Annotated in this window: 19 protein-coding genes; 11 read left to right on the top strand and 8 right to left on the bottom strand. The window is 59.4% G+C overall.

Annotated elements, in window-relative coordinates; all coding sequences use genetic code 11:
• Positions 1–88: 88 nt before the first annotated feature.
• A complete protein-coding gene (locus ACSZOQ_RS01290) occupies positions 89–3349 on the top strand; it encodes a tetratricopeptide repeat protein (protein WP_439924312.1) in 3261 nt (1086 codons plus the stop codon).
• Positions 3350–3602: 253 nt separating this feature from the next.
• Complete coding sequence (locus tag ACSZOQ_RS01285; protein ID WP_439924311.1) at positions 3603–4421, top strand: formate/nitrite transporter family protein; 819 nt, start codon at positions 3603–3605, stop codon at positions 4419–4421.
• 837 nt (positions 4422–5258) lie between these two features.
• Here ACSZOQ_RS01285 and ACSZOQ_RS01280 read toward each other — a convergent pair.
• The 4 genes from ACSZOQ_RS01280 to ACSZOQ_RS01265 all read right to left on the bottom strand — a co-directional run bounded on the left by ACSZOQ_RS01280 (position 5259) and on the right by ACSZOQ_RS01265 (position 9644).
• Complete coding sequence (locus ACSZOQ_RS01280) at positions 5259–5684, bottom strand: PadR family transcriptional regulator (protein WP_439924310.1); 426 nt, start codon at positions 5682–5684, stop codon at positions 5259–5261.
• Positions 5685–5905: 221 nt separating this feature from the next.
• Complete coding sequence (locus tag ACSZOQ_RS01275; protein ID WP_439924309.1) at positions 5906–6154, bottom strand: hypothetical protein; 249 nt, start codon at positions 6152–6154, stop codon at positions 5906–5908.
• Positions 6155–7365: 1211 nt separating this feature from the next.
• A complete protein-coding gene (locus tag ACSZOQ_RS01270; RefSeq protein WP_439925906.1) occupies positions 7366–8274 on the bottom strand; it encodes a TonB-dependent siderophore receptor in 909 nt (302 codons plus the stop codon).
• Positions 8275–8288: 14 nt separating this feature from the next.
• Complete coding sequence (locus tag ACSZOQ_RS01265; protein WP_439924308.1) at positions 8289–9644, bottom strand: TonB-dependent receptor plug domain-containing protein; 1356 nt, start codon at positions 9642–9644, stop codon at positions 8289–8291.
• Between the two features lie 514 nt (positions 9645–10158).
• Here ACSZOQ_RS01265 and ACSZOQ_RS01260 point away from each other — a divergent pair.
• Positions 10159–10887: an HAD-IA family hydrolase gene (locus ACSZOQ_RS01260; RefSeq protein ID WP_439924307.1), complete on the top strand. Its 729-nt coding sequence runs from the start codon at positions 10159–10161 to the stop codon at positions 10885–10887.
• A gap of 122 nt (positions 10888–11009) precedes the next feature.
• Here the strand turns inward: ACSZOQ_RS01260 and ACSZOQ_RS01255 are convergent, their stop codons facing one another.
• Positions 11010–12371, bottom strand: a complete 1362-nt coding sequence (locus ACSZOQ_RS01255) for a glycosyltransferase family 4 protein (protein WP_439924306.1) — start codon at positions 12369–12371, stop codon at positions 11010–11012.
• 260 nt (positions 12372–12631) lie between these two features.
• On the opposite strand from ACSZOQ_RS01255, the gene ACSZOQ_RS01250 reads away from it, so the two are divergent.
• The 4 genes from ACSZOQ_RS01250 (at position 12632) to ACSZOQ_RS01235 (ending at position 18892) form a co-directional block, all read left to right on the top strand.
• Positions 12632–12862, top strand: a complete 231-nt coding sequence (locus ACSZOQ_RS01250; RefSeq protein WP_439924305.1) for a hypothetical protein — start codon at positions 12632–12634, stop codon at positions 12860–12862.
• Between the two features lie 254 nt (positions 12863–13116).
• Positions 13117–14007 carry a hypothetical protein gene (locus ACSZOQ_RS01245; protein ID WP_439924304.1) on the top strand — a complete coding sequence of 297 codons (891 nt, stop codon included), beginning with the start codon at positions 13117–13119 and terminating at the stop codon, positions 14005–14007.
• 89 nt (positions 14008–14096) lie between these two features.
• Positions 14097–16544 carry a glycosyltransferase family 2 protein gene (locus tag ACSZOQ_RS01240; RefSeq protein WP_439924303.1) on the top strand — a complete coding sequence of 816 codons (2448 nt, stop codon included), beginning with the start codon at positions 14097–14099 and terminating at the stop codon, positions 16542–16544.
• Complete coding sequence (locus ACSZOQ_RS01235; protein WP_439924302.1) at positions 16541–18892, top strand: glycosyltransferase family 2 protein; 2352 nt, start codon at positions 16541–16543, stop codon at positions 18890–18892. Before ACSZOQ_RS01240 ends, ACSZOQ_RS01235 begins: the two co-directional genes overlap by 4 nt.
• 15 nt (positions 18893–18907) lie before the next feature.
• On the opposite strand, the gene rfbD is transcribed toward ACSZOQ_RS01235, so the two are convergent.
• Positions 18908–19822: a dTDP-4-dehydrorhamnose reductase gene (rfbD, locus tag ACSZOQ_RS01230; RefSeq protein ID WP_439924301.1), complete on the bottom strand. Its 915-nt coding sequence runs from the start codon at positions 19820–19822 to the stop codon at positions 18908–18910.
• Positions 19822–20376: a dTDP-4-dehydrorhamnose 3,5-epimerase gene (rfbC, locus tag ACSZOQ_RS01225; RefSeq protein ID WP_439924300.1), complete on the bottom strand. Its 555-nt coding sequence runs from the start codon at positions 20374–20376 to the stop codon at positions 19822–19824. The genes rfbD and rfbC overlap by 1 nt, the downstream gene beginning before the upstream one ends.
• Before the next feature lie 105 nt (positions 20377–20481).
• Between rfbC and rfbA the strand changes: the two genes are divergently transcribed.
• The 4 genes from rfbA (at position 20482) to ACSZOQ_RS01205 (ending at position 24451) form a co-directional block, all read left to right on the top strand.
• The gene (gene rfbA, locus ACSZOQ_RS01220) at positions 20482–21357 is read left to right on the top strand and encodes a glucose-1-phosphate thymidylyltransferase RfbA (protein ID WP_439924299.1); all 876 of its coding nucleotides are present in this window, start codon (positions 20482–20484) and stop codon (positions 21355–21357) included.
• A 25-nt stretch (positions 21358–21382) separates the two neighbouring features.
• Positions 21383–22450, top strand: coding sequence for a dTDP-glucose 4,6-dehydratase (gene rfbB / locus ACSZOQ_RS01215; RefSeq protein ID WP_439924298.1), 1068 nt, complete (start codon positions 21383–21385; stop codon positions 22448–22450).
• A gap of 72 nt (positions 22451–22522) precedes the next feature.
• Positions 22523–23824, top strand: a complete 1302-nt coding sequence (locus ACSZOQ_RS01210; RefSeq protein ID WP_439924297.1) for a UDP-glucose dehydrogenase family protein — start codon at positions 22523–22525, stop codon at positions 23822–23824.
• A 270-nt stretch (positions 23825–24094) separates the two neighbouring features.
• A complete protein-coding gene (locus ACSZOQ_RS01205) occupies positions 24095–24451 on the top strand; it encodes a hypothetical protein (RefSeq protein WP_439924296.1) in 357 nt (118 codons plus the stop codon).
• 80 nt (positions 24452–24531) lie between these two features.
• On the opposite strand, the gene ACSZOQ_RS01200 is transcribed toward ACSZOQ_RS01205, so the two are convergent.
• Positions 24532–25746, bottom strand: coding sequence for a glycosyltransferase family 92 protein (locus ACSZOQ_RS01200; protein WP_439924295.1), 1215 nt, complete (start codon positions 25744–25746; stop codon positions 24532–24534).
• Positions 25747–25949 lie beyond the last annotated feature (203 nt).

The raw sequence follows: 25949 nt of genomic DNA, 5'->3' as shown, positions 1-25949 counted from the left end.
TGTCTCCTGGTTGGTCGCGACGAAGCTGCCGGATTTGTCCAATTCCATGACGATGCTATAAAATCAGTTGTTCAGTGAGGTCTCCACGATGTCGCAATCGCGTCCGGTATCCGTTAGCAGCACGATCGAGGGCATGCAGGCGGAGCGCAGCTCGCTCGAAGCCTTTGCCAGCGATCGCGCCCGCGACTTCGTTGGCAGGCAGTCGGTCATCGCGCGTGTCACCGACCTCTGTTTCTCTCCCGCGAAAGACCTTTCCCCCATAAAAGAAACCGCGTCATGGGGTATCTGCATTACCGGCGATCCGGGTTCGGGCAAGAGCGCGCTGTTCGGCGAACTTCTCCGCCGCATGAAGGAGACCGACGCTTTTGTTCTCGCGCACGCCGCCGGCGCCAGTCCGCAGGCCTCGTCGGTCGATGCCATGCTGCGCCGCTGGATCGCCGAACTCGGCGGCGCGCTCGGGGTCGGCGACGTTGACCTCGCCGCGAATATCGACCCGGAGATTGTCGAGAGGGCTTTCGCCTCGCTGCTCGCGCGGATGTCGTCACAGCGCCGCGTGGTTATCCTGATAGACGCGCTTGACCAGTTCACGAAGACCCCGCGCGGAAAGTTTACGACCTGGCTGCCGCGGCCGTGGCCGATCAATGCGCGGCTCGTCGCAACCGCCATCGCCGGCGGTGCCTCCAAGGCGCTGGCCGAACGTCCAGGCGTGGAATCGTTGACTCTGCCGCCGCTGGACCTGACCGAGGCGAGCAGCATCATTGGTGCCGTATGCAAGCGCAATCACCGCGAGTTGGCGCCGTCGGTGATTGATGCGCTTCTCGCGAAGAAGCATGCGGGTGCGCCGGCGTGGGGCAACCCCTTGTGGCTGGTGCTCGCGCTCGAGGAACTGGAGTTGCTCGACACCGAGCATTTCGCCGACATGCAGCGCGAATATTCCGGTGAACCGGCGGAACGTCTGCAAAATGCGATGATGGACAGCGTCGGGGGCATGCCGACCGACATTCTACGCCTCTATCGCGCAACGTTCGACAGCGCCGCCCAACAGTTAGGCGCCGCCGTTGCGTCGGGCTTTATCGGCCTCATTTCCGCGAGCCGCACGGGATGGCGAGAGAGCGATTTTCGTCAATTGCTGCCGCAGGTCAGCGGCGAGCCTTGGGATGAGAAGCGTTTCGCTGCGCTACGTCGCATGTTCCGCGGCCAGATTCACCAGCATGGCGATCTTGCGCAGTGGAATTTCAACCACGCCCAGGCGCAGGCTGCCGCCCGCTCGCGTCTCGCGGCGCTGCGCCTCTCCAATTCCCAACTGCACCTGTTGATCGCCGATCACCTTCTGACCCTGACGCCGGACGACAGGCTGCGCGCAAGTGAAACCATGGTCCACCTGCTGGCAAGCAAGGACAACACCCGCGCTGCCCAGTATTATGGCGATTCATCGTTGAGCGAGGCGGAGCTGCAGGGCGCCACGCGCGCGCTCGCCGACGTCATGATTTCGCCGGCGACAGGCACGCCGGCCAGCGCGGCGCAAGAGATTAGCCGTTTGCTTGACAACCCCGACAATTCTGTCCGCGCGCACGTAGCTGAGCGCTTTCTTTTCAATCTCGATGAAGCGGTCGGACGGCACATGCCTCCCGATGCCCGCTTGATCGTCTTGAATGCGATCGAAGGAGCGTTCGAGCAGCTGCTTCGTACCGATCCCCACAACGCTGGCTGGCAGCGCGATCTGTCGGTTTCACATGATCGCATCGGCGACGTGCTGGTGGCACAGGGCAAGCTGCCCGAGGCGCTGAAATCCTTCCGCGACGGGCTCGCGATCAGGGAGCGGCTGGCGAGCGCCGACTCCGGCAACGCCGAGCGGCAGCGCGATCTGTCGCTGTCGCACGAGAAGATCGGCGACGTGCTGGCGGTGCAGGGCAAGCTGCCGGAGGCGCTGGAATCCTTCCGCAACCAGCTCACGGCCGCCGAGCGGCTGGCGAAGGCCGACCCCGACAATGCGGACCTGCAGGTCGGTCTGTCACTGTCGTACGAAAAGGTCGGCGAAGCGTTGATGGCGCAGGGCAAGCTGCCTGAGGCCCTGGAAGCCTTCCGCAGCCAGCTCGAGATCACCGAGCAGCTGGCGCGCGCTGCCGACAACGACGACAACCACTGGCAGCGCGATCGGACGCTGTCCTATGATCGCGTCGGCGAAGTGCTGATGGCGCAGGGCAAACTGCCCGAGGCGTTGGAGGTCTTGCGCGACGGGCTCACAATCAAAGAGCGGCTGGCGAAGGCCCATCCCGACAACACCAGCTGGCAACGCAGTCTGTCTCTCTCTCATGACCGTGTCGGCGACGTGTTGGTGGCGCAGGGCAAGCTGGCTGATGCGTTGAAAGCATTCCGCACAGGACTTGAGATCGCCCAGCAGCTGGCGCGCGCCGAGCCCGACAACCCCGGCTGGCAGCGCGATATCTCAGTTTCTCACGCCAAGATCGGCGACGTGCATGTGGCGCAGAGCAGCCTGCCCGACGCGTTGAAGTCCTTCCATGAAGGGCTGACGATCAGAATGCGGCTGGCAAACGCAGACCCCGATAATATTGATTGGCAACGCGGCCTGGCGGTTTCCTACGATCGTCTCGGCGACGTGCTGATGGCCCAGGATAATATGGCCGATGCACTGAAGGCCTTCCAGGACCAGCTCGAAATTGCTGAGCGGCTGGCGCAAGCCCACCCGGGCAATGCCGGATGGCAGCGCGATCTGTCGGTGTCCCACGAGAAAGTCGGCGACGTGCTGTTGGCGCAAGGCAATCTGCCCGAGGCACTAAAATCCTTCCGCGCCGGGCTTGCGATCAGAGAGCGGCTGGTGCGCAACGACCCCAGCAACGCCGGCTGGCAACGCAGTCTGTCGGTGTCGCACGATTGTATCGGCGACGCGCTGGAAGCGCAGGGCGACGTGGGCGAGGCACTGAAGGCCTACCGCAACGCGTTTGCGATCAGAGAGCGGCTGGCACAAAGCGACCCCGGCAACGTCGGCTGGCAGCGCGATCTTACGGTATCCTACGCTCGTATCGGCGAAGCGCTGGAAGCGCAGGGCAATTCGGATGAGGCGCTGAAATCGTTTAACGACGGGCTCACGATTCTCGAGCGGCTGTCCCTCGCCGACCCTGGCAACGTCGACTTGCAGCGCAGCGTTGCGGTGAGCCAGGGGCATCTTGCGGAGATGTATCGTCGATCGGATGACCGCGACAATGCGCTGACGGCGCTGCGGCAGGGACAAGCCGCCATGGAGCGGGTTGTCATGCGCGCGCCGGACAATGCCGGCTGGAAAAAAGATCTGGACTGGTTCAACGAGCAGATTGAAACCATGACGGACTAATCGGTCCTCCATCCGAACAAGCAAGATCGGCAGCGACGCTGCTTTGCAGCGTCGCTCGCGATTTTCTGCACGCGTTGCGCTTGCGCGGTCGATCGCGCCCTCCCCCACACCTGTGAAGTGACGGTGTGCGAAATCTCGCGCGCAGATCAGGACGCACCGTTGCACGATATGCAGATATCTGATATGCATTTGCGCGATAACGGGGCTGCCTAAACGGCGGTGATCGGAAAAATCAAATACAGGGGGGAACGCAATGGCCGATTATGCGAACGCCAGCGTTGTAATCGAAACGGTACCGCCGTCGGAGATGGGGGCCGCGATTGCAGCTGATGCGGCCAAGAAAGCCAAATTCGGTACCATCCATCTTCTCATTCGCGGCTTTCTATGTACGCCGTTTCTGGCCTACGGAGCCTGCGTGACCTTCGCGATGGTCGCGGCAGGCATACCGCTCGCAGTGGCCGGACTTGTGTTCCCGGCTGGCTACGTCACGTTGAGCTTCCTCGGCCTGGAGATGGCGACCGGCAGCTTCGCGACGATGCCCATCGGCATGTACGCCGGGACGATTACGCCGTTCCAGTTGGTTCGCAACTGGACATGGACTATGATCGGCAACCTGGCGGGGGGCATATTCTTCGGCTGGCTGCTGTGGTTCTCATTGACCAAGGGCGGGGCCATCGAGCCGGACGGCATGCTCAAAGTTATCGCCAAGACCGCCGAGTCCAAGGTGAGCTATATCCATTACGGCGCCATCGGCTGGTGCGCCGCCATTGGCAAGGGCGTGCTTTGTAACTGGCTGGTGAGCCTGGGGTCCGTCATGTCCAAAGCCACCCGCAGCACCGTGGGCCGGGTAGTACTGATGTGGATCCCGATCGGGATGTTCTTTGCTCTGGGCTTCGAGCACACCGTGGTCAACATGTGGCTGTTCCCGACCGCGATCCTCTCGGGTGCCAACGTGAGCATCTACGAGTGGTGGGTTTGGAATCAGATCCCGGTCACAATCGGCAATATCCTGGGTGCGATGGTGCTCAATGGAACGCTGTGGTACTTCACGCATACCCTGCAGAGAGAGTAGGGCGGGGAAAGTTTGATTGAGTCGTCATGCCCGGCCTTGTGCCGGGCATTGACGTTTTAGAAATATGAATCCCAATTTAGAAATATGAATCCCAAAGCCCTAAACGGCGGAGACGTCTGCGCGAAGACACCCTTCGTGCTTTTAGCCTGGCCATGACGCATTGAAGCGCTTCACCGTCGGCTATCCCGTTCTATAGCGTTTTCGCACGAAGCATGTCCCTTGGCTTGTCCCAAGGATCGGTGCCGGTTCGCGTCAAGAAAAAGCGTCAAAACAAAACAGCTAGAGCCGGCTTTGATTCCATCAAAGCCGGTATAACTCTGCGGAGTTGGTTGCCGACCGGGCGCTACTCCGGCGCCATCGGCGGGCATAGCCGGTTCAAAGAATGACGTCGCTTCCGACCGCTCTGACCTGTGTCTCTTCTCCGGAGAAAACGGATTGCAGGTCAAGCCTAGCAATGACGGATCATCGAGATTCCATGAGACACGGAGCACTCTCGCAACTCATGGTTCATTCTTGAGAGACAGCACACGCCTTCTCGACGAGTCGTCGGCAACGCCGAAAGCCGCCTCCGCCAGTTCTCGACAACTCCGACCATCGGCCTGAGCTGATTTCCGACCAGGGATAGGCGGGCCGTCGACCGAAACTCACTAACGGCCGCCGCGACGTCGACGAAACTGTTGACCGGGCTTTGATGAGATCGCGATGCGCATCTTGAGCGGCCGAAGCCGGCTCGCTTCACCCCGTCTCACGAACCGCAGCTACATCCATCTCCGCTGCCGGTTTCTTTCCGAAGCAGAGGTTGACTACGCTTGTGTCGTCTCACATCCGCGCAGGAGCTTATTTTCGCGGCATGGCCGCGCGTGCGAGGACATCCAACAGGCCTTCTGTGGCGTCCGCGTCCGCATCCTTCAGCCTTTCCGCCATTCCAAGGGCATGCCGCCAGCGGTTGACGCGATCACCCAGCGCCTTCAGCCGGTTAAGGACGGCATCAGCGCGATCACGATTCCGCTCGAGATCGGCGCGGCCTTCGTCGGTGATGGTAAAAAGCCTCGGGGGATCGGCGGATGCGGTCAGATGACCCGATTCCACAAGACCAGCCAGCATCGGATGAACGACGTTGGGGCTCGGCAAGAACCAGTCGGCCGTCATTTTTTCGATCGTTTGGATGATATCGTAACCATGACGGGGCGCCTCAGAAATAAGCGAGAGCGCAACCAGACGCAGATCGCCTTCGGCCACACCCTTTGATGATGGAGCCGTCATTTTTGTTCTCCGTGAAGATCATCTTTGCTCGAAAGAAACCCATATTATGCTGTAACGCAAGACATATTTCTCCCACAGCCTGTTCCGTGCGTGGTCCGGGCACTCCATCCGTTTAACCCGGTATGCGGAGGGCCGAACTTTCCGCGACCGTCGTTCACGAAACCGTCGCTCCCGGGCTGAGCGTCACTCAGAGGCCATGGGCTCTGGAACCGGCGTCAACGCTATGCCGGGTTCCGGCCCCCTTCGAGCACCGGCTTCACAAAATTGCGGTCAGGAGATTCCGGCCGCTGCGCAAAATCTTGGTCCACCCGCTTCACATGAAGGCCGCGTGGCAAGACCTGACCACCCTGCTCGTCGGCAACCGGAAGATCTGAAACGAGGCCCGCTCGCAGTGCTGCCTTCCAGACATCCAGTTCCGTCGAAGCAGATTCACCGATGCGTCTGTCGCGATCGAACAGTGCGTAAGGCATCGTGTTCCTCCCAGGCTGTCCGGTTATCAACCGGCGGAAGGCGGGACCGTTCCGTTGCGTTCCTCGCCGGATGAGGCGATTTCCGTTCACACGGATTTTTGCGAGCCCTTCTTGTTGCCCAGTCACATGCTGGCGTGGCTAGGCATCGACGACCAAAGGCGCAAACGGCCAACAACGACAACCAGACGGCGCAGCACCGCTGGATGCTGCGCGGCTGATATGGCTGATGAACCAGAAGGCTCACGGGAAACGGCGCTGTGTTAATCAGGTTACAGCCGAATCACCCCAACATTGATCATCTTTGCGACGTATGGCTGCAAACAAGGTAACGGCAGTACACAGGGCTGGACGATCTCCAAGCCTCGCCTCGAGCCATTCTCGAAAAGGGGATGGCTCTTTCTTTAACCTCATTTGAAACCGGGGTTCATCACATCCCTGATCCAGGAGCACAGCGGCCGACATTGGGCCGACGTTGGAATGGCTCGTAGGCAACACTCTTCTCTTCGCGAACTCTCGGCATAGCCTATCGCGTTCGCTGCCTTGGTAATCGAACCGGCAAGGCATCGCGTATTCTGGATGGCGACCGCGATTCAGGACGCGTTGTCTTGAACAAGACGCGTTGGCTTGAAGCGCTGCGCCGCTGAAGCGGTGTTTACTTTGGCGTCTGCAGTCCTGACGAATTCACCCACGCATCGATATGCGCCGCTGTATCCGCCTGACGCGCCCTCTTTAACGCTTCGTCCCTGCGAGCGCCTGGGGGTAGTTCGTCAGCAATCTTGCGAGCATTTGCCGCAAACTCAGCCAGACGATCTTTCAAAGGCTTTAGCTGAATAAAACCACGTCGCATGGCGTTGCTCCCTTGCTTTGAAGGGGAACGGAGCGCGAGCAGCGTTCTCGTGATCCCCTATCAGAGCCACAACCCTCGTGGTGGTGAGGTGAGTGTGCGCTTCCCGCTGCCCGAATGCGAGTCAATTATGACGCATGGAACGAAGAAGCAATTCAGAGCAGGTGGCCGAAGTTAGGAATTTAGTCAAATAGCCGGAATCGCTGTTTTGTGTTCGTGCAACTCGCGTTCGGCCGATCGATGAAACCACGGCCCCTCACCTGAGCCGGCCGCAATGGTCGTTGGCCAATCCTGCTACTCGGCAGCGATTCAGATTTCGGTCTGCGCGAACAATGCCGCGCAGACGTGCGTCACCTCGCAAGAGCGATCACCACTTATAGGAGAGGCTTCCCGTAATGCGACGCCGATCGCCGTAGAAGCATGAAGTCACAAAGCCACAGCTCGCGACATATGCAGTGTCGGCGATATTGGCGACGTTAATCGCCGCGCGCCAGTTGTTCGCCCATTCGTAGTGAGCGGCAAGGTCACCGAGCACCACCGACGGCACCGTGAGAGTATTGGCTGTGTCGGCGAAGGAAGAGCCTATGTAGCGTACTCCGCCGCCGAAACCGAAGCAGTCCAGCCAGCCCTCCCGGAACGTGTAATCCATCCACAGCGAGGCCACTTCACGCGGCTTGGCGGTCGGGACCGTGCCGATCAACGTTGGATCGAGATCCTTGCTCACAAACAACTCATAGTTGGTGTAGCTCGCGACCACCTTGAAGTCGCGGGTGATATTGGCCACGGCTTCCAGCTTGACGCCGCGCGATGTCACCTCGCCGTTCTGGGTCTGGAAAAACGTATTATTGGGATCTGTGGTCAGCGCATTCTTGCGTTTGAGATCGAACAAGGCGATGCCGAACCGCGCGTCGAGGCCCGGTGGTTGATACTTCACGCCGACTTCAGACTGCCCCGCGGTTTCAGGTAGCTGCAATTCACCATAGGCATTGATTCCAACGACCGGATTGTAGCTTGTTGCGTAGGACGCATACGGCGCGAGACCATTGTCAAAATTGTAGATCAGCCCGGCGCGGCCCGAAAATTTGCTGTCGTCCCGACCGAGGCTGGGTCCAATCCGGTTGTTGGCGACCAGGTTTACCCAGTCGTTGCGGCCCGACAAAACCAGCGTGAAACGATTCCACTTGATCTGGTCCTGCAGGTAGATGGCGGCCTGCCCCTGGGTTATATAAGCGTCCTGATAGAGCGGGCCGTCGTAGGGCGTGTTAACGTCATAGATCGGATTGAGAACGTTCAGATCGGTACCGGGACCGATACCTGTTTGTCGTCGATCGCGTAATGCTTGAGCTCGGCACCGATCAGCGCGGTATGCTGGAACGGGCCTGTGGCGAAGCGATACTCAAACTGATTGTCCAGATTGAGCTGAGTCGCCTTACTGTGGGCGAGGAAATTGCCCCGCGCGATGTCAGCAGGGTCCAGCGAGAATTCGTCGTGGCCCATCCCGAACATACCGGTGTAGTTCACCTCGACATGCGCAGCGCGCCCGTTCTGGCGGAACGTCGCATTGTCCGAGAGATGCTTTTCGAATTGATAACTGACCATTTCTTGCGTGCGCCCGTAACGGTCAGCAGAGGGGTCGCCGGTGAACAGGTTCGTCGGTATCCGGCCGAACGGAGCCTTGGTCACGGTGCCGATATAGAGCAGGAAATTCGGTGCCCTGGTCTCGTTATGGGCCGCCATCGCAAACACCGTCAATCGCGTGTCCACATCGGGCAGCCAGGTCACAGATGGCGCAATGAAATAATTGTCGTTGTAGACATAGTCGGTCTGCGTGCCGCCACCCTGGACCTGGCCGACGATCCTGTAGAGCATCTTGCCGTTGCCTGGCTGCGTCGCGACAGGACCTCCGAAGTCGAACTGGGTGTAAGCGTTACCGAAATTGTTGACGCCAGCCTCGAGATAGCGAATGGGCTCCGCGGGAGGCAGTTTACTCACAGCGTTGACCAACCCGCCCGGCGACGATCCGCCATACATAACGGCTGACGGGCCGCGCAGCACCTCGACGCGCTCAAGATTGAACGGCTGCAGTTTAAAGCCTGCGAAGGCAAAGTAGGTAAGAGCCATGCCGTCCAGAAAGAGCGAATCCTGCTGCGCGTCGAATCCGCGGATCAGAAACCAGTCATCGCGAAAATCCGTCCCGAAAGTCCCGGCCACGACTCCCGGCGTATAACGCAGGGTCTCATCGAATTTTGAAACCAGCTTCTGGTCGCGTATCTGCTCCGCACCAATCACCGACAGCGACTGCGGAATTTCGACGATCGGCGTCGTCGTCTTGGTGCCGGTCACGCTCTGGTTGGCGACATAACCGGTGATAGGTCCTGCGCCACGCTCGGTTGCGCCAACGCTCGGCTGGACAGGCTGCTGGGGCGATGGCGCGGAGACGTGCCGAGCCGGCGCGCTGGAGCGCGAAGCGGTTCGTCGCGGAGATGCGCGGCGTGTAGTCTGGCGCGGCTTCGGCGCTTCGACCGTGAGCTGCGGCAGGTTCGCCTGCGCAAAGACTGTCTGAACGCCCCCGGCCTCAAATATGAGCCACCCGGCAAATCCGAAACACACTGATCGCAGCAATAAGTTCTTGCGCGCATTGCTCATGACAATTCCGAATCTCCATTCGGCTCCTTTAGCCGATTGGAATTGCCATTAAAGAACAACACGGCCGTGTGCACTGCTGTGCGTGTTAGAAGCTCTTTAAATCGCGCTCTCTGCTCCACGGTGTTGCGAAAGCACTACACATCTGTCGCACGGGCTCATCACTAGACATAAAGGACGATTCCAGAGACGCCGAGTTGCACGCGACTCTTTGACGCGCCCTACTCCATGTGCACTGAATGTAACGGCAGAAGAAATGCTCCTGTCTTGTCCAAGATTGCGCAAATCGCCAAATCTGGATTTTGATGCGCGAGCGGTCCTGAACCGACCCACCAGTCTGCAGCCAGGCACAGGAGCTAGCGGACGAACCGCCGAAAATTGACAATCGCCTAGTCGGCATCAGCGAGATGACGTCTGGCCTTGATGCGTTAATGGCGATAGCGTGACGTCGGTTCGAAACAGTACAGGTATTTCGGCAGCATCCATCTGCTGATCTGTTTGCGGATGTGTGAGGAAAATGAGCGAAACGTCAGCCACAAACTTGCCGCTGGATCGTATCAGAGCGTTGATCGTTCAGGCGCGCGCCCTGATCCTTGATGTCGATGGAACGCTTGCTGAAACAGAAGAGGCTCATCGTCAGGCATTTAATACTGCCTTTGCCGGGGCTGGCCTTGATTGGCGCTGGGAACGCGCTCTTTATAAAGAATTGCTCCGAGTGGCGGGAGGCAAGGAGCGGATCCGCGCATTCGACACCTCGCGAGATGGGCAGCCACCGCTGTTGTCTGATTCCGAGATCGCCGAACTCCACCGGACCAAAACCAGGCTCTACGCCGAATTGATAACCAAGGGCGGCTGCCCGCTTCGGCCGGGTATTCGCGCCCTGTTGGAGGCGGCGCGGCAGCGCGATCAGCCCCTGGCAATTGCAACGACGACATCGCGCGACAATATCGATGTGTTGCTTTCGGCCTCGCTGGGCAAGGACTGGGAGAAGTGGTTTGCAGCTATTGTCGCTGGCGACGAGGTGACAAAGAAGAAACCCGCGCCGGACGTTTATCTACAGGTCCTGTCCAAACTGAATCTGCCCGCGCAGCAATGCCTCGCCATTGAAGATTCGGGCATCGGTCTGGCTGCTGCAGCGGCGGCTGGAATTCCTGTCCTGATCTCACGCAGTGCCTACTTCAGCGACGATGACTTCTCAGGCGCGGCTTTTACGATCGATGATTTCACAGACGTGACGAATGTCTGAAAATAGCCCGGAATCTTGATCGACGAGATGCCAAGCTTTGGCAGATCTGTTTCTTGCGAAGGATGGACGCCAGATCAGCATAGCTGAGCCTTTCGTCGAATTTCCTGTTTGACCAGACCTCATCAAGACAGATCGGAGTCGCTCTCGTCTGATAGTCCCATTTCGATTGGGGCGAGCGACTTTTGGGACGAGCGCGTGACGGTTCTTGGCCACTCCGACGCCGGACGCCCCGCCCAAACGGTTCGACGGGCGGGCCTCGCGGGCGCATTGAGATCGAGAAGCTGACGCATTCGCGGAATACAGATGCGCGCGGCGTCGTAGTGCTCAATAACGAAGCAACGGGCAGCTTCTCTGATTGCGTTAAACCGATCCGGTCGCTGAAGCGCTTCAACGACCTTTTCAGCAAGCTCATCAACGGCAAAAAAAGGAACCAGCACGCCGTTGTCTCCGGAATTGATGACCTCGCGCACCGGCGCCGTATCAGACCCTATTACCAGGCAGCCTGCGCTCATCGCTTCCAGTGCCGACCAGGACAGCACGAAGGGGTATGTCAGGTAAACATGCGCCGATGACACCTGAAGTGCTTTAATAAAAGTGTTGTATGGAACACCGCCCATGAAATGAACCCGCGACATGTCCAACCGGTCGCGTACCTCCTCCAGAAAAATCGACTTCCAGTTGCTGCCCGCTGGTGGAGGAAGGCCATAAGACAATCCATCCCTGCCGATAATGACAATTTGTGCGTTGGGGCGGCGTCTCAGTATGTCGGGAAGCGCGCGCATAAAGATGTGGTAGCCCCTGAGGGGCTCGAGATTACGCACGACAAATGTCACAATTTCATCCGAGCGGCTGACCTGTCGGCCGTTTGGAAGTATGAGGCGCGCCTGCGCATCGGGTCGCACGCGCGACGTATCAATTCCTTCATGAATGACTTCGATCTTGCTTTGATAATGCCCTGGAAAAGTCGACTGCTGCCAACATGTGGGCGAAATTCCGACATCGCAATCTGCGAGTGCTAGCAAGGTTGTCGCATTCTTGAGCTGCAGCCCGATATGACCGTCTCGCCCGGACATCGGAAATTCCGGATCGAATCCGATGTCGCGACCTTCGGCTCCGTAAAAGAACTCGCAATAGACCACTTGCCTCGCCTTGGGGAACATGGTGCGCAACGGCAGAGTTTCGCCCCAGCCGGGATGGGCGAGGATCAAATCCGGCGCAAAGCCGGAGGCTGCCAGCGTGGAAAGACTGTAGAGCACCTGTTCAGCTCGACGACACTCCAAGTCAAAGCGTCTCGCAAATGGATGCGTTCCAGATACGTCAGCATCCGGAAGTGCATATTTAATCAACTTGACCGAAGACATCGGCTGCGCACTCGATGCGCCAATGGCGGCAAGTTCGAAGCCTGGCTCATTGGCCAGCGCCGCTGCGAGATTGCGGTATTGCGCCGGGAAATTGTTGTGAACGAATAAAATCTTCATCGACATGACTCAGTTGATAACACGCTGCAGCTTTGGCGTTGCCTTTTTAGTAAAAATCTTTCGTCAATGAAGCGTTCATTGGTAATCCCGTCTAATTATTTCGCGCGTTGACAAGTTCCAAATGAATTGGGACGCTTGTTCATCGAGCTTAGCTTCCGTCTGACATCTTCCTGCCCTAAAAGTCGTCGAAGGTTCAGATTGCGCGGACACGAATTCCGAAGTCGATGTATGGTTCAAAATACAATGGAAAACGCAGGGCATTCGCGATGAGACTCAAACTAGCACAAAGCCCTTCCGACTACCCGCCGCAAATCCAGCATCAGGATTTGAGCAGCTTTGAGGACTTGCCGGATTCCGCCGAGAGCATTGCAGATTCCATCGTACTGCTGAGAGATGAGAACGATAGATTACGCAAGATGGTCGCATCATTGAGCGGGGAGGCTGAAAACATCCGGCAATCTCTCTCGCCGACCAAATCAACCAGCTTGCTGGTCTGATCTTTTAGCCGGCGGCATATGCCTCGCCGTGACGGATCAGAACACAGTCATCATTAGTACGTTAGAGAGAATCTTGATTGGTCCGTCCGTTGCGTTTTAGGAAAAGGCAACAGGATCCGGGCTTGGCAAAACGAGGAACCGCCGACCGTGGTTGCGTAACGAGTTGATCGTCAGTCCGTGGACGTCACAATAGCGGACTTTCCCAGGTGAGGCGGCTGCGCATGATGGATTGGCACGGCTGAAGGAGACGACCAGTGGATCTGTTTCGGGGGAAGACGAGCGACGCTGAGCAACAGAAGGTGCTGAGTCTCGATCGCGGACTTTACTTTATAAACTACAAGAACGCCGATGACTCCGTCTCGCCGCCTCACGTGATGGTCGCCCCGGCCGAAGGGCATGAGCAGCGCATGGAGATCATCCTGCATCCCGACGCGACCGAGCCAACGTTATGGAAGCCCAATTCCGGCCTTGTGGTGCGGGTCAACACGCCGGGCACTTTGCAGGTTCAGGTCCAACCGGCGAAGCCTGGAGGATCGCGAACTGCTACCGTGCGCGTCGAACAAATCCAGGCCGGCCAAACGCGTGCCACCGGTCAAGTCAACGGCGCGGGGCTTCCCACGAATGTTGCGACCGAAGGCTTGAAGGTGCTCGGCCATGTGGCAGGTCGTGGCGACATCGTTGTCGGTCCTAATGCATGGATCGCGGGCCCGGCCGCGCCGTCTCGCGTGGAAGGCATGGCTCTGGAATGGCCGGACAGGCCCGCAAGCGTCGATATCCGTTACGCGGTCCGATTCGCCAACGGTCAGACCGGCAGCGGCAAGATGGTGCCGCTCGGCACCTATGCCGGTACGCGCGGCCGTGCCCTGCCCCTTACCGCTGTGGTTCTCGAAATGAGCGGCACTGATGAACTGAAGTTTGTCGCCGAGGCAGGATTTTTGAATGCACCAACCCTGCGCGCGGTGGGCAAGCGCGTGGTGTTGTCGGGTCCGACCAACCGAGAACCGCTGGTCGGCATTCGGATCGGCATCGAGCGTATCGAAACCGCGGAACAGAACGCGACGCCTGAAACGCCGCGCAAGTCTGCCGGTTCGGCACGGGTGCGGGTCTTCCGCAGCCAGCAGCGTCAGGCGAGTGCCGCCCGTTAGAGCCGGCTTCCGCTTTTTTCGGATCAAGCTGAAGGCCAGCAGCGGCTTCGAAACGCCGACCAAGCGCTAACTGGTCAGGACACCGCTAGATGGATCTCGGCACCGTCAGTGACACCCGGGCGCGTGTCGGATTTTGCTCGCATGTCATGCTCGAGCGCATGGCCGCGCAAGCGCTGAAGGCTCAGAACTTTCTTGCGGCGTTCAAATACGCGGACAGACGTTGCCGGATCGGTCCATCGGCTGCGCATTGCTTCGTTCTCCGCGCGGAGGCGAACTGGAAGCTGGAACGCAGGGAGGAGGCCCTGGCCGATCTCGCCGAAGCGCTTCTCATCGACCCATCTGATCTTGCCGCCAATCGCAGAATGCTCGCCTGGGCTAACGACGATCGCCGGCAAACCGCGGCTGTCAATCTGATCGGCCGTGACAGCAATAAGGCGGTTCTGCGAGCTGCCATCGAGGAGCTCCGGCGCACAGGAGATCGGCACTGGGCCGCCTGCTCGGTGTTTGACAATCACGTGACGGGTTGGGTCGCATGGACCACGGCAAACACGATCGAAGTCAGCCTTGCAATTGAAAACGGCACACTGACCAGTGTGCTTGAACCCAACCCGTTTCACCCGCTGGCCGGCATGGAGGTTCATGCGACGGCCTTTCTGGTCCGCCGTCCACCATCCAGAACACCTCAGACGCTGACGCTGACATGCGACGGCGAGATCGTCCAGGTTCGCCGGCTGGCTCCCAACCTAGCCACGCCGCCGGATATCCGAACCGATACGGACCGGTCCGTCGCGCCACGATCCGGTGCCCTCGCGTCCACCGTCATTGTTCCGGTGTACCGGGACGTACAGGCAACGCTCGACTGTTTTAACAGCCTCATCAAGGCGCGTGCGTTGGCCGGACGACACCCCTTCCGCATTCTGGCTGTCGATGATGCTACCCCCGAACCGGAGTTACGGCGCTATCTGAACGAACTTGCTGCCACCAAGACGATCGATCACCTCGTAAACGGGACCAATCTCGGCTTCGTCGGCGCGATCAATCGCGCGCTGGAGAACATACCGGCGGGTGACGTCGTGCTGCTCAATTCCGACACCATCGTGCCGCCGGGCTTCGTTGAGCGATTGGCGACCGTGGCGCACTCCGCACCTGACATCGGGACGGTCACCCCGCTCTCAAACAACGGCGACATCTTTTCGTTTCCGACGCCGAACGATCTCAATCCCATGCAAAGCTACGAGAATATCCTCGAGATCGACCGGGTCGCGAGCATCGCCAATGCCGGCGATGTCATCGACGTGCCGAGCGGCATCGGCTTCTGTCTCTATATTACACACGACTGCCTCGCCGCCATTGGCGGGCTCTCGGAAAACTTCGAGCGAGGTTATCTTGAGGATGTCGATCTCTGCTTGCGCGCCCGCGCCAAGGGTTTCCGCAACGTCTGCGCGCCGTCGATCTATGTCGGACACCACGGCTCGAAATCCTTCCGGCACGAGAAGCGAAGTCTGGTGCTTCGCAACCTGGAAATTCTCGACCGGCGATTCCCCGACTACCGGCGAGAATGTCGCGCGTTCGAGGTTGCCGACCCGCTACGACCGGCGCGTGCGAGGCTCGATCACGCACTGACCTGGCCCCCACAGCCCTCGGTGTTGATTCTCGGCAATCGACGGAGATTAGCCGCAGTCGCCGAAGAGCGGGCGCGTCATCTCCGTGAGCGTGGCGAGCGTGCGGTCCTCCTGTTGCGAGAGCGCGACGTCGTTCATCTCAAGGTGGCCGACGGCAGCAGCCCCCAAGCCGTCCAGTTGGGTTTCGGCACCGAGGCAGCCATCGCCGAGGCCGCAGGCATCATTGCGCGGCTGCACCCCGATCGCGTCGAAATCATTGAGCCGAATCCGTTGCCGCAGTTGATCGAACTGATGCGGAAACTCTGCCTTCCGATCAATCCGTGGCTGACGGCCGGCGATCTCGGCAAAGCTGTGACCTCGCTTCCTGACGAAACGCCGTTTTTTGCTTCCAGCAAGACTGCCAAGGCGTTTGCGCAAACCCGCTGGCCCAACCGCAAAATCGTCCTCCAGGATTGGCCAACCCGCCCGCTGACGCTGGCGCCGATCCGTGGCGCGAGCCAATCGCTTGCCATCGTGCCGTCTGCGCCCTCGCCCGCATCCTTCCGCTTGATACGAAGATTGGCAGAGCGTCTGCGGCAGCGAGAGCCATCCAGATCGATCATCATCGCCGGCGCGACCTGTGACGATGATTGTCTGATGTCCTACGGGAATGTTTTCATAACCGGGTCGGTCGCAGCCGATGAGATCCACGATGTTCTCGCGCCGCATAATCCAGGTTGGCTGCTCACGGACTTCGAGGAACCGGCATTCGGACACCCTCTCCTCGAGACCGCAAGGCGGGCCTCAATACCTGTCGCATACCGCGACTGGTCGGCCGGATCGGTGAAACCGCGCAAGGGCGATCTTGCCATCCCGGCGGACGCGGACGATCAAGGACTTATCGATACCGTTATCGCGTGGGTCGGGCGAGCATGACGCGCGTCATAGGAGCCCGCAAAGTACCGATCGCCAAACCAAAGCTTGTCAGTTGGCTCGCGCTGGACAACGACGGCACAGTGTCCGGTTTCGTGTTCGATCCGGAGACTCCGGAACGCCGCTTTACGGTCGACATCCTGGTTGACGGTCTAGTGCTGAAGACGGCCTACGCCGATGCCTTCGCGCCAGAAGGCTCTCAGCAAAACCAAAACAAGACTTGCGGCTTTGCGGTGACCGTTGACCCCGATCTGCTCCGCGCCGCACGCCTCCTTTCGGCGCGTCTCGCCAATCTCGGGACTCCCGTCGGCCATCCCATCGACCTTGAAAGTGACAGCGCATGTCCGGTCGACCTTCGCCCGTCCAGTAAGCTGCGCTGGCTGGGTGGCCTGCACTTCCAGGGCTGGATCGACAGCGAAGCCGCCGTCACGCTGGAAGCGATCGTCGATGGAGAATCCGTCGCACAGGTCCGTGCCTCTGCGTGGACGCACATCGGCGGCGAGGCCGAAGGACAGGCCGCGCGCAACGTTCGCGCCTTCGATTTCCACGTCTCCCAACGCTTTGCCGACGGACGTGTCCATCGGATCTTGCTGCGGAAAGAGGATGGCGAACAAATTCCGGCCACGGCCATCTTCGTTGCATTTCCCGATGGCCTCACCGGAATGATCGACGTTATCGGCGGCTACGCCGCCGAGCGATTGCGCGGCAAATTGTATGATCGGCTTATTCCGGCTTCGCTGCCTCTCCATGACTATGCAGACTGGCGCGATCGCTTCCCGCTACGGGAGCCGCAGCCAAGCCCGCTTCGGCTAGCCGTCGTAATCGCCGGCAGCGTCGGAGCTCAGCAGACGCTGTCCACGCTGGAGACGCAAAGCAACGAGAACTGGACCGCAGGCGCGATCGACGGCCAACCGCTCTCGATCGACAGCGATGCCTTGCTGGAGTTTCTCGAGGACGCCGCATCCGATGCGCACCACGTCGTCGTGACCATGGCGGGCGTGTCGCTCGAACGCAACGCTTTGGCCCGCATCGCCGCCGCATTCGATGCCCATCCCGATGCGGTGGCCGTATACGGCGACCTCGACTTTCTCGCTGACGACGGCCGCCTCTGGCCACTCTCCTTTCCAGCGTTCGATTACGAAAGGATGCTCGAGCAAGGGTATTGCGCGCATCTGTTCGCGGTCCGGCGCGACGCTCTGATCGCGGCCATCGAGGCGCGTCCGGACAACCTCTACCGCCTTTTCAACAGCCTGCTGGATCAGACCGGTCCGCAGCAGGAAAATATCCTTCACTTGCCCGGAGCGTTGGCGACCATGCCGAGGCTCGATCGGACAAAAGCCGGCTCCTTGCTATCCGCTGCGAGCCATCAGCATCTGCGTGCACGCGGAATTGATGCAAACGTATCCGAGCAGCAAGGCAATTTCTTTCCCGCGGTTCGAATCAGGCGATCGTTGTCGCAGCAGCGGGTGACAGTGATCATCCCGACCCGCGACCGCGTTTCCCTCCTGCGCGCCTGCCTCGACAGCATCGCACCCGCGATCGAACGCTGTCGCGCCGAGGTCCTTGTCATCGACAACGACAGCGCTCATCCGGAGACAATGAGCTTTCTTGCCGATCTGCCGCGACGCGGCATCCGGACATTGCGGGTCGAGGAGCCGTTCAATTTTGCAAGGCTCAACAACGAAGCCGCCGCAACGCTCGACAGCGACATCCTGTGCCTTCTCAACAACGACATCGAGGCAAGCTCCGATGACTGGCTCGAGGAGATGCTTACGCGCCTCAGCGAACCGGACGTCGGTGCGGTCGGCGCGCTGTTGACCTTGCCTGGCGGCGTCATTCAGCACGGCGGGGTCGTGCTGGGCATGAACTTTTCGGTCGCCCACGCCTTCACAGACCGAGTCAGCGACGACCCGGGTTTTCTCGATCAGCTCCTTGTGGCGCACGAATGCAGCGCGGTGACCGCAGCATGCCTTGTAACCCGACGGAGCGACTATCTTGCAGTTGGCGGGATGGATGAGGCCCGCTTCGCCGTGGCGTTCAACGATGTCGACTATTGCTTGCGCCTGCGCGAGGCCGGCAAGCGCATTGTCTTTACGCCGCACGCGAAGCTGGTTCACGCCGAATCCGTCAGCCGGGGCAGCGACACTCGCGCCGACCGACGTGACCGGTTTGAACATGAGCTCAACTTGCTCCGTGCGCGCTGGGGTGAGGTGCTCAACGACGATCCGACTTACAATCCGCAACTGTCACGGGACGGCGTTCCGTATGGTGGCCTGGCCTGGCCTCCGGGACGACGGGCTCCTCGGTACAATCGCCCGTCGGTCGCGCGCGATTTGCCCTTGGGATTTTGACGAGGCTTCTATGACTCAGTAGCCGGCATGCTCGCGTTGCACCGCAACGAGGCTGTCGAGCTCCGGCGACAATGCCTCCTGCCACATCGGCGTGGTCACCCCGAACAGGTCTCTCAAGCGCGACAGGTCGAGCCTGGAATTGCCGGGCCGCTTGGCCTTAGTCGGGAAATCGGCCGTCGCAATCGGAGTGATCGTCTTCACTGCGAGCTTCGCGCCGCGCGACTTCAGCCCCGCGACGATGGCGCTTGCGAAGCCGTACCAGCTGGTCTCGCCGGCGCAAGCAAGATTGACCACGCCGCCGTTGCGCGCAAACAACCCTTCCAGGTTCGACCCGTTCGACAGCACGATGCCGGCAACGGCATCGGCAATCGCGCTTGCCGTCGTTGGCGCGCCTACCTGATCGGCGACTATGCGCAACTCCTCGCGTTCACCGGCCAGCCGCGCGATGGTGCGCAGGAAATTGGCTCCGTTCGCGGCGTAGACCCAAGAGGTGCGCACGATCAGATGCGGCCCGCCGGCCGCCCGGATGGCGAGGTCGCCGGCGAGCTTGCTCGCGCCATAGACCGAGAGCGGGCCCGTGGGACTATCCTCGCGCCATGGCCTGTCATCCGAGCCATCGAAGACATAGTCGGTTGAGAAATGGACCAGCGACACACGATGCCGTGCCGACCACGTCGCGATCGCCGCGGTCCCGGTGGCGTTGACGAGGAAGGCAAGTTCGCGCTCGTCCTCGGCGCGATCCACCGCGGTATAGGCCGCGGGATTGATGATGAGATCGGGTTTGAAAGCGTCGAGCGCCTTGGTAAGCGTCTCAGGCTTCGACAGGTCGAATTCGGTGCGTGACGGGGCAATGACCGTGCCGCCCGTTTCCAGCAGCGGCCGCAGGGCCCCGCCGACCTGGCCATTAGTGCCTGTCAATAATATCCGCATCAGACTTGCCCGTAGACCGGAAGGTTCTTGACGTCGGCAAGCAGCGGCGCGTCAGCGTCCTTGGCCGACAAGGACGGCGTCTCCACGCCCCAGTCGATGCCGATCGCGGGATCGTTCCAGCGAATCGAGAGCTCGTCCTTCGGACTGTAGAGATCGTCGCACTTGTAGAAGAAATCAGCGGTCTCCGAGAGAACGACGAAACCGTGCGCGAAACCGCGGGGGACCCAGAGCTGCCGCCTGTTCTCTTCGCTCAGCTCGACGGCAACGTGACGCCCAAAATCCGGACTGCCGACGCGCACGTCAACGGCGACGTCCAGCACCCTGCCGCGGAGCGCGGTCACCAGCTTCCCCTGTGCGCCAGGGTTTTGCAGGTGCAGCCCGCGCAACACGCCCCGGGCGGAACGGGACAGGTTGTCCTGGATGAACGGACGACTGACGCCGTGCTCGGCGTAGCGGAGGAATTGATAAGTTTCGAGGAAAAAGCCGCGCTGATCGCCGAACAGCCGGGGCTCAATGATGATGACGTCCGGAACTCCGGTCTTTGTAACATTCATTTCATGTCACGTTGGATTTATTAACTGATGATACCTCCTCATTGATAACAAACTTGCAGGCTTAACACTATCTGTTATGTTATCGATGATAGGATGTGAGGGGCCATGAAGGGCATTATTCTTGCCGGCGGGACAGGTTCGCGCCTTTACCCGGTAACGACGGTCGTCTCAAAACAGCTCCTGCCCGTCTTCGACAAACCGATGATCTACTATCCGCTCTCGACGCTGATGTTGGCCGGCATCCGCGAGATTCTGATTATTTCGACGCCGCAGGACGAGCCGTTGTTTCATCGGCTGCTCGGCGACGGCAGCGAAATAGGCATGAGCTTTACTTATGCCACGCAGGAGACGCCGCGCGGACTGGCGGACGCTTTCATCGTCGGCCGCGACTTTATCGGCTCGGACCCGGTCGCACTGGTTTTGGGAGACAACATTTTCCACGGCCATGGGTTGCCGAGCATGTTATCCGCTGCGGCTGCTCGCAAGAAAGGCGCTACCGTGTTCGGCTATGTCGTCAACACCCCCGAACAATACGGGGTAGTTGAACTCGACGACAGCGGGCTGGCGCGCTCCATCGAAGAGAAACCAAAACAACCGAAGTCCAACGTAGCCGTCACCGGGTTGTATTTTTACGACAACGACGTCGTCGAGATCGCAGCTCGCATCAAGCCGTCCGCACGCGGCGAAATCGAGATCACGGACGTCAACAACGCCTATCTCGAGCGCGGCAACCTTTACGTCGAGGTGCTTGGGCGCGGTTTTGCCTGGCTCGACACGGGTACGCACTCCTCGCTCGTCGAAGCCAGCCACTTCGTTCAGATCCTGGAGCAGCGCCAGGGCTTGCGCATAGCCTGCCCTGAAGAGATCGCGTTGCGGCAGGGTTACATCTCGCTTCAGGCATTCGAGAAGGCGGCCGAAAAGAACGGGAAAAGCAGCTACGGCGAATATCTGAAATCAGTTGCCCTTTCATATGAGTGTTAATTCCAGTCCACGGAGGCGATCGGTTATGCGCTTCAAGGCTTCGACCATTTTTGTCACAGGCGGCGCGGGGTTCATCGGTTCAGCGGTGGTTCGTCACCTCCTGCACAATACCCATGCCCGCGTGGTCAACATCGACAAGTGTACCTACGCCGCGAACCTCGACTCGTTGCCTGACACGAACGAGAACCTGAACTATGCCTTCGAGAAGCAGTGCATTGGCGACGGCATCGGCCTGCGCCATCTTTTCGAGAAGTACCGACCGGACGCGGTGATGAACCTCGCCGCCGAGAGCCATGTTGACCGCTCGATCGACGGCCCCGGCGAGTTCATCCAGACCAACATTGTCGGCACGTTCACCCTCCTACAAGAAACGTTGCGCCACTGGCGCACGCTTTCTCCGGAGAAGCGCGAGAAATTCCGCTTCCTTCACGTCTCCACCGACGAGGTGTTCGGTTCGCTCGGCGATGAGGGCTTCTTCACCGAGGCCACCGCCTATGCGCCGAACTCACCCTATTCGGCGAGCAAAGCGTCCTCCGACCACCTGGTGCGTGCCTGGCGCGAAACCTATGATTTGCCGACACTCGTGACAAATTGCTCGAACAATTACGGGCCCTATCACTTTCCGGAAAAGCTGATTCCCCACATAATCATCAAGGGCCTCGCCGACGAACCGCTGCCCGTCTATGGCGACGGCAAGAATATCCGTGACTGGCTTTATGTCGAGGATCACGCGAGAGCGCTCACGCTGGCGCTTGAACACGGCGTGGTCGGTGAAACCTACAACGTCGGCGGACGTAACGAGCGCACCAACCTGCACGTGGTCGAGAGCATCTGTGACCTGCTCGATGAGATCGCTCCAGGAATAACGGGCAGGCATCGCGATCTCATCACCTTCGTCGCCGACCGCCCCGGCCACGATCGTCGCTATGCCATCGATGCGTCAAAGCTTGAGCGAGAACTTGGCTGGCGGGCGGAGGAGAATTTCGAGAGTGGCATCGAGAAGACGGTCCGTTGGTATGTCGACGAGCAGCCCTGGTGGCGAGCGATCCTGGAGCGGGGTTATACGGCGAAACGCGTCGGGCTCAGCGGATAACGCAACGGTCGGTTCGTCGGAGAACGGCATGGCTTTTGTAACTTGCGATCGGCAACCCGGGTCCGTACCACAATGCGCATTGTGATGATTGGGGCCGGCTATGTCGGCCTGGTGTCCGGAGCCTGCTTCGCCGATTTCGGCCATGACGTCACCTGCATCGACAAGGATTCCGACAAGATCGCAGCGCTGAACCAGTGCATGATTCCGATCTTCGAACCGGACCTCGACAAACTTGTCGAGTCCGGCATCAATTCTGGCCGGCTGATGTTCGGGACCGATCTCTCCGACATCGGCGATGCGGACGCTGTATTTATCGCGGTCGGAACGCCGTCACGGCGCGGCGACGGGCATGCGGACCTAAGCTATGTGCATGCAGCAGCCCGCGAGATCGCCGCGCGTCTGGAGGGCTTTACGGTTATCGTCACCAAATCGACGGTCCCGGTCGGGACCGGCGACGAGGTGGAGCGGATCATCCGGGAGACCAATCCGGCGGCCGACTTCGCGGTTGTCGCGAACCCGGAATTCCTGCGCGAGGGCGCTGCGATCCGCGACTTCCAGCATCCGGACCGTATCGTGGTCGGCACCGAAGATGAGCGCGCCAGGAAAGTGATGGGGCAGATCTACCGCCCGCTTTATCTCAATCAGGCGCCGATCCTCTACACCGGCCGACGCACCGCCGAACTGATCAAATATGCCGCCAACGCCTTTCTCGCGACCAAGATCACCTTCATCAACGAGATCGCGGATCTCGCGGAACGAGTCGGCGCCAACGTGCAGGAAGTCGCTCGCGGCATCGGGCTAGATAATCGCATCGGCGCCAAATTCCTGCATGCCGGTCCGGGCTATGGCGGCTCATGCTTCCCGAAGGACACCCGCGCTCTGACGAAGACCGCGCTCGATTACGGCGTGCAGCTTCGCGTCGTCGAGGCGACCCTGACCGTCAATGAGGCCCGCAAGCGCACGATGTCACGAAAGGTCGCCGGAGCGCTCGACAACGACATTCGCGGCAAGACCATCGCCGTGCTGGGCCTGACCTTCAAGCCCGACACCGACGACATGCGTGAAGCCCCGTCGATCGCGCTGATCGCCGGCCTCCTCGATTTCGGGGCCAAGGTCAGAGCGCACGATCCCGTCGGCATGGAGCAGGCGAAGAAGGAGCTTTCAGACGTCGAATATTGCGACGATCCCTACTCCTGCGCTCGCGGCGCGGACGCGCTGGTGATCGTGACGGAGTGGCGGCAGTTCCGCGCGCTTGACCTCGAGCGGATCAAAACAGACATGGCTACGCCGGTGATCGTGGATTTGCGAAATATCTATCGCCCGGAAGACATGCGATCGGCCGGATTCAAGTATGAGAGCATCGGACGACAATAGGGCGAACGCTCAAGCGCGACAAAGTCGTTAGTCCTTTGCGCGGACGCGATCGAAAGGAAGCTATCATTGCTACCGAGGATGTCAGAAGAGGAAGCGGCTCTATTCCTGTCATTCGTCAGAAACAGCCGTAGCTATTTGGAGTTCGGAACCGGCGGAAGCACTGTCGTCGCATCAAAGCATGTTCAGAGCTCGATACTTTCCGTCGATTCGTCCCGGGAATGGCTCGACCAGGTAAGGGCTGCATGCACGTCGAATCAAACCAAGCCCGAGTTGATTTATGTCGACATCGGTCCGACCGCAGAATGGGGCTTTCCAATCGCCCCATCCACGAAGTCGCGCTGGCCGGACTATCACTCAGCCATCTGGAAAATGCCGCATAGCGCGACAGCGGATCTCTATTTCGTCGACGGACGCTTCAGGGTCGCGTGCTTCGCCCAGATCGTGCTGCACTGTAATCCGAATGCAATTATCGGCATTCACGACTTCGCTTCACGTCCCAAGTATCATTGCGTCAGGGAGATCGCCCGCGAGATCGCGACAGCAGGAGATATGTCGTTCTTCCGTCCACTTCCGGAAAAGAAAATTGCAGAGGCTATACTTCAGTCATTTCATGAGGAGCCGTATTAGCCGAGCGCTCGCTTTTGCCTGCGTCGCGTCCGAGGAAATACATGCAACCCGCACCATGCACCGCAGCTGAACCGTAACGTTCAGCGATGAACCAGTTTCTTGAGCTCCGGCAGGAATTTCAAGATCGTTAAATCTTCGACGTCATTCCGATCTCGAAGCGTAAAGAATTCCATTGCGCGTATGCGCTCGGGGTCACCTTCCCCTAACGGCCTTCCTCGCTCCCGCTTCTTCAAAAGCTGCTGTCGAGACTTTGTATAGTAATGATTGATCGCCAGCTTCCGGCGCTTTGGAACCGAACACCGTCCGCCGATCGGGAAAACCGGGTCACCGTCTTCCTGGACATAACATCCCAACACAAGAGACTGATGGGGGTGGAGGTAAGCCACGATCGCATCAGGACGCACGATTGATTTCATCACATAGTGATCCGGAAACTCGTCGGGCGCCCGTCGCGTAAACGACTCGATGCTGAGACCTTGCGGTCTTGTCTCGTGACCGTTGGATCCGAAATTGAGCCAGTGAACCGCAACGGCTGGCGCCGATGAGACCTCTTTCAAAACATCCTTGATGCTGTTGCCATCGACGGGATAGAGAAACTCGTCGGCATCGATAAAAGCGCACCATTCGGAGCAGTTTCGATAGCTGTCGATCGCATGCTGAAATGCGCGTATCTGACCGAAGTCACCTTCCACGTAGTGATACGTAATCATTTCCGGCCAGGGAAAGGATTCTATGATCATTCGTGTCGCGTCGGTGCTTTCATTGTCGTACAAATAAAAATGGTCGACACCGGCCAACCTGTGAAAATGCAACCACTCAAGCAGATCATCCGCTTCGTTCTTGATCGCACACACCACCGACAATCCGTGTTTTTTACGCCTCACTCCGGCATGCAATTTTCTGGCATCCATGACCCGCAGAAGGCCGGCGAATTCCCGGCGAAGATTCTCGCTCTGCGGGGCCAAGGCTAGGGCGGCAAGATAGGTATCTTGCGCCTCTTGAGCGGCACCCATGTTCAAATGCGTTACGGCGAGTCGATGTAGAATACGGGAATCGGACGGCAATTCTCCGGCAAGACGCGTCAGGATTTCCCGGGCGCGCACAAAATCGCAGGACTGCACAAGCACCGCGGCCTTCGCGAATTGATATTCGTTGAAATCGCCAAACTGCTCTTCCAGCTCTTTGACCGAACGAATCAATTCATCCGGATTCGGATTGGCAATCCGATCGGAAAAGAACTCCTTCAGTATTCGCTCGATCTCGTTCGCGGGAAGCGCATCGATATCCAGTTCCAAGCCGAGTCTCGGCCGCGACGAAGTTTCCGTGTTCACCCTGCAGCGCTCCAGGCTTGTTCGAAACCTAACATCGGCACTCCGGAAATTCCCGCCGGAATAACTTGATCCCCCAAGAATACGGTATAATCTTAACAGATCGGCGGACTTTGCCAATTTCTGTGATATCCGTCTTGATTGTTGTACGGATATTTCTAGAAAAATCA

This window comes from Nitrobacter sp. JJSN, from assembly GCF_051912485.1.
In the GTDB taxonomy this organism is placed as follows: domain Bacteria; phylum Pseudomonadota; class Alphaproteobacteria; order Rhizobiales; family Xanthobacteraceae; genus Nitrobacter.
The sequence above is the reverse complement of the archived record's forward strand: the minus strand, read 5'-3'. Positions and strand labels throughout refer to the sequence as shown.

Coding starts and splice junctions, on each gene's coding strand:
- ACSZOQ_RS01275 (WP_439924309.1), bottom strand. CDS start 6,154: ATGCCTTACGCACTGTTCGATCGCGACAGACGCATCGGTGAATCTGCT.
- ACSZOQ_RS01260 (WP_439924307.1), top strand. CDS start 10,159: ATGAGCGAAACGTCAGCCACAAACTTGCCGCTGGATCGTATCAGAGCG.
- rfbB (WP_439924298.1), top strand. CDS start 21,383: ATGCGCTTCAAGGCTTCGACCATTTTTGTCACAGGCGGCGCGGGGTTC.
- rfbD (WP_439924301.1), bottom strand. CDS start 19,822: ATGCGGATATTATTGACAGGCACTAATGGCCAGGTCGGCGGGGCCCTG.
- ACSZOQ_RS01290 (WP_439924312.1), top strand. CDS start 89: ATGTCGCAATCGCGTCCGGTATCCGTTAGCAGCACGATCGAGGGCATG.
- ACSZOQ_RS01235 (WP_439924302.1), top strand. CDS start 16,541: ATGACGCGCGTCATAGGAGCCCGCAAAGTACCGATCGCCAAACCAAAG.
- ACSZOQ_RS01210 (WP_439924297.1), top strand. CDS start 22,523: ATGCGCATTGTGATGATTGGGGCCGGCTATGTCGGCCTGGTGTCCGGA.
- rfbA (WP_439924299.1), top strand. CDS start 20,482: ATGAAGGGCATTATTCTTGCCGGCGGGACAGGTTCGCGCCTTTACCCG.
- ACSZOQ_RS01240 (WP_439924303.1), top strand. CDS start 14,097: ATGGATCTCGGCACCGTCAGTGACACCCGGGCGCGTGTCGGATTTTGC.
- ACSZOQ_RS01280 (WP_439924310.1), bottom strand. CDS start 5,684: ATGACGGCTCCATCATCAAAGGGTGTGGCCGAAGGCGATCTGCGTCTG.
- ACSZOQ_RS01250 (WP_439924305.1), top strand. CDS start 12,632: ATGAGACTCAAACTAGCACAAAGCCCTTCCGACTACCCGCCGCAAATC.
- ACSZOQ_RS01285 (WP_439924311.1), top strand. CDS start 3,603: ATGGCCGATTATGCGAACGCCAGCGTTGTAATCGAAACGGTACCGCCG.
- rfbC (WP_439924300.1), bottom strand. CDS start 20,376: ATGAATGTTACAAAGACCGGAGTTCCGGACGTCATCATCATTGAGCCC.
- ACSZOQ_RS01255 (WP_439924306.1), bottom strand. CDS start 12,371: ATGTCGATGAAGATTTTATTCGTTCACAACAATTTCCCGGCGCAATAC.
- ACSZOQ_RS01265 (WP_439924308.1), bottom strand. CDS start 9,644: ATGAGCAATGCGCGCAAGAACTTATTGCTGCGATCAGTGTGTTTCGGA.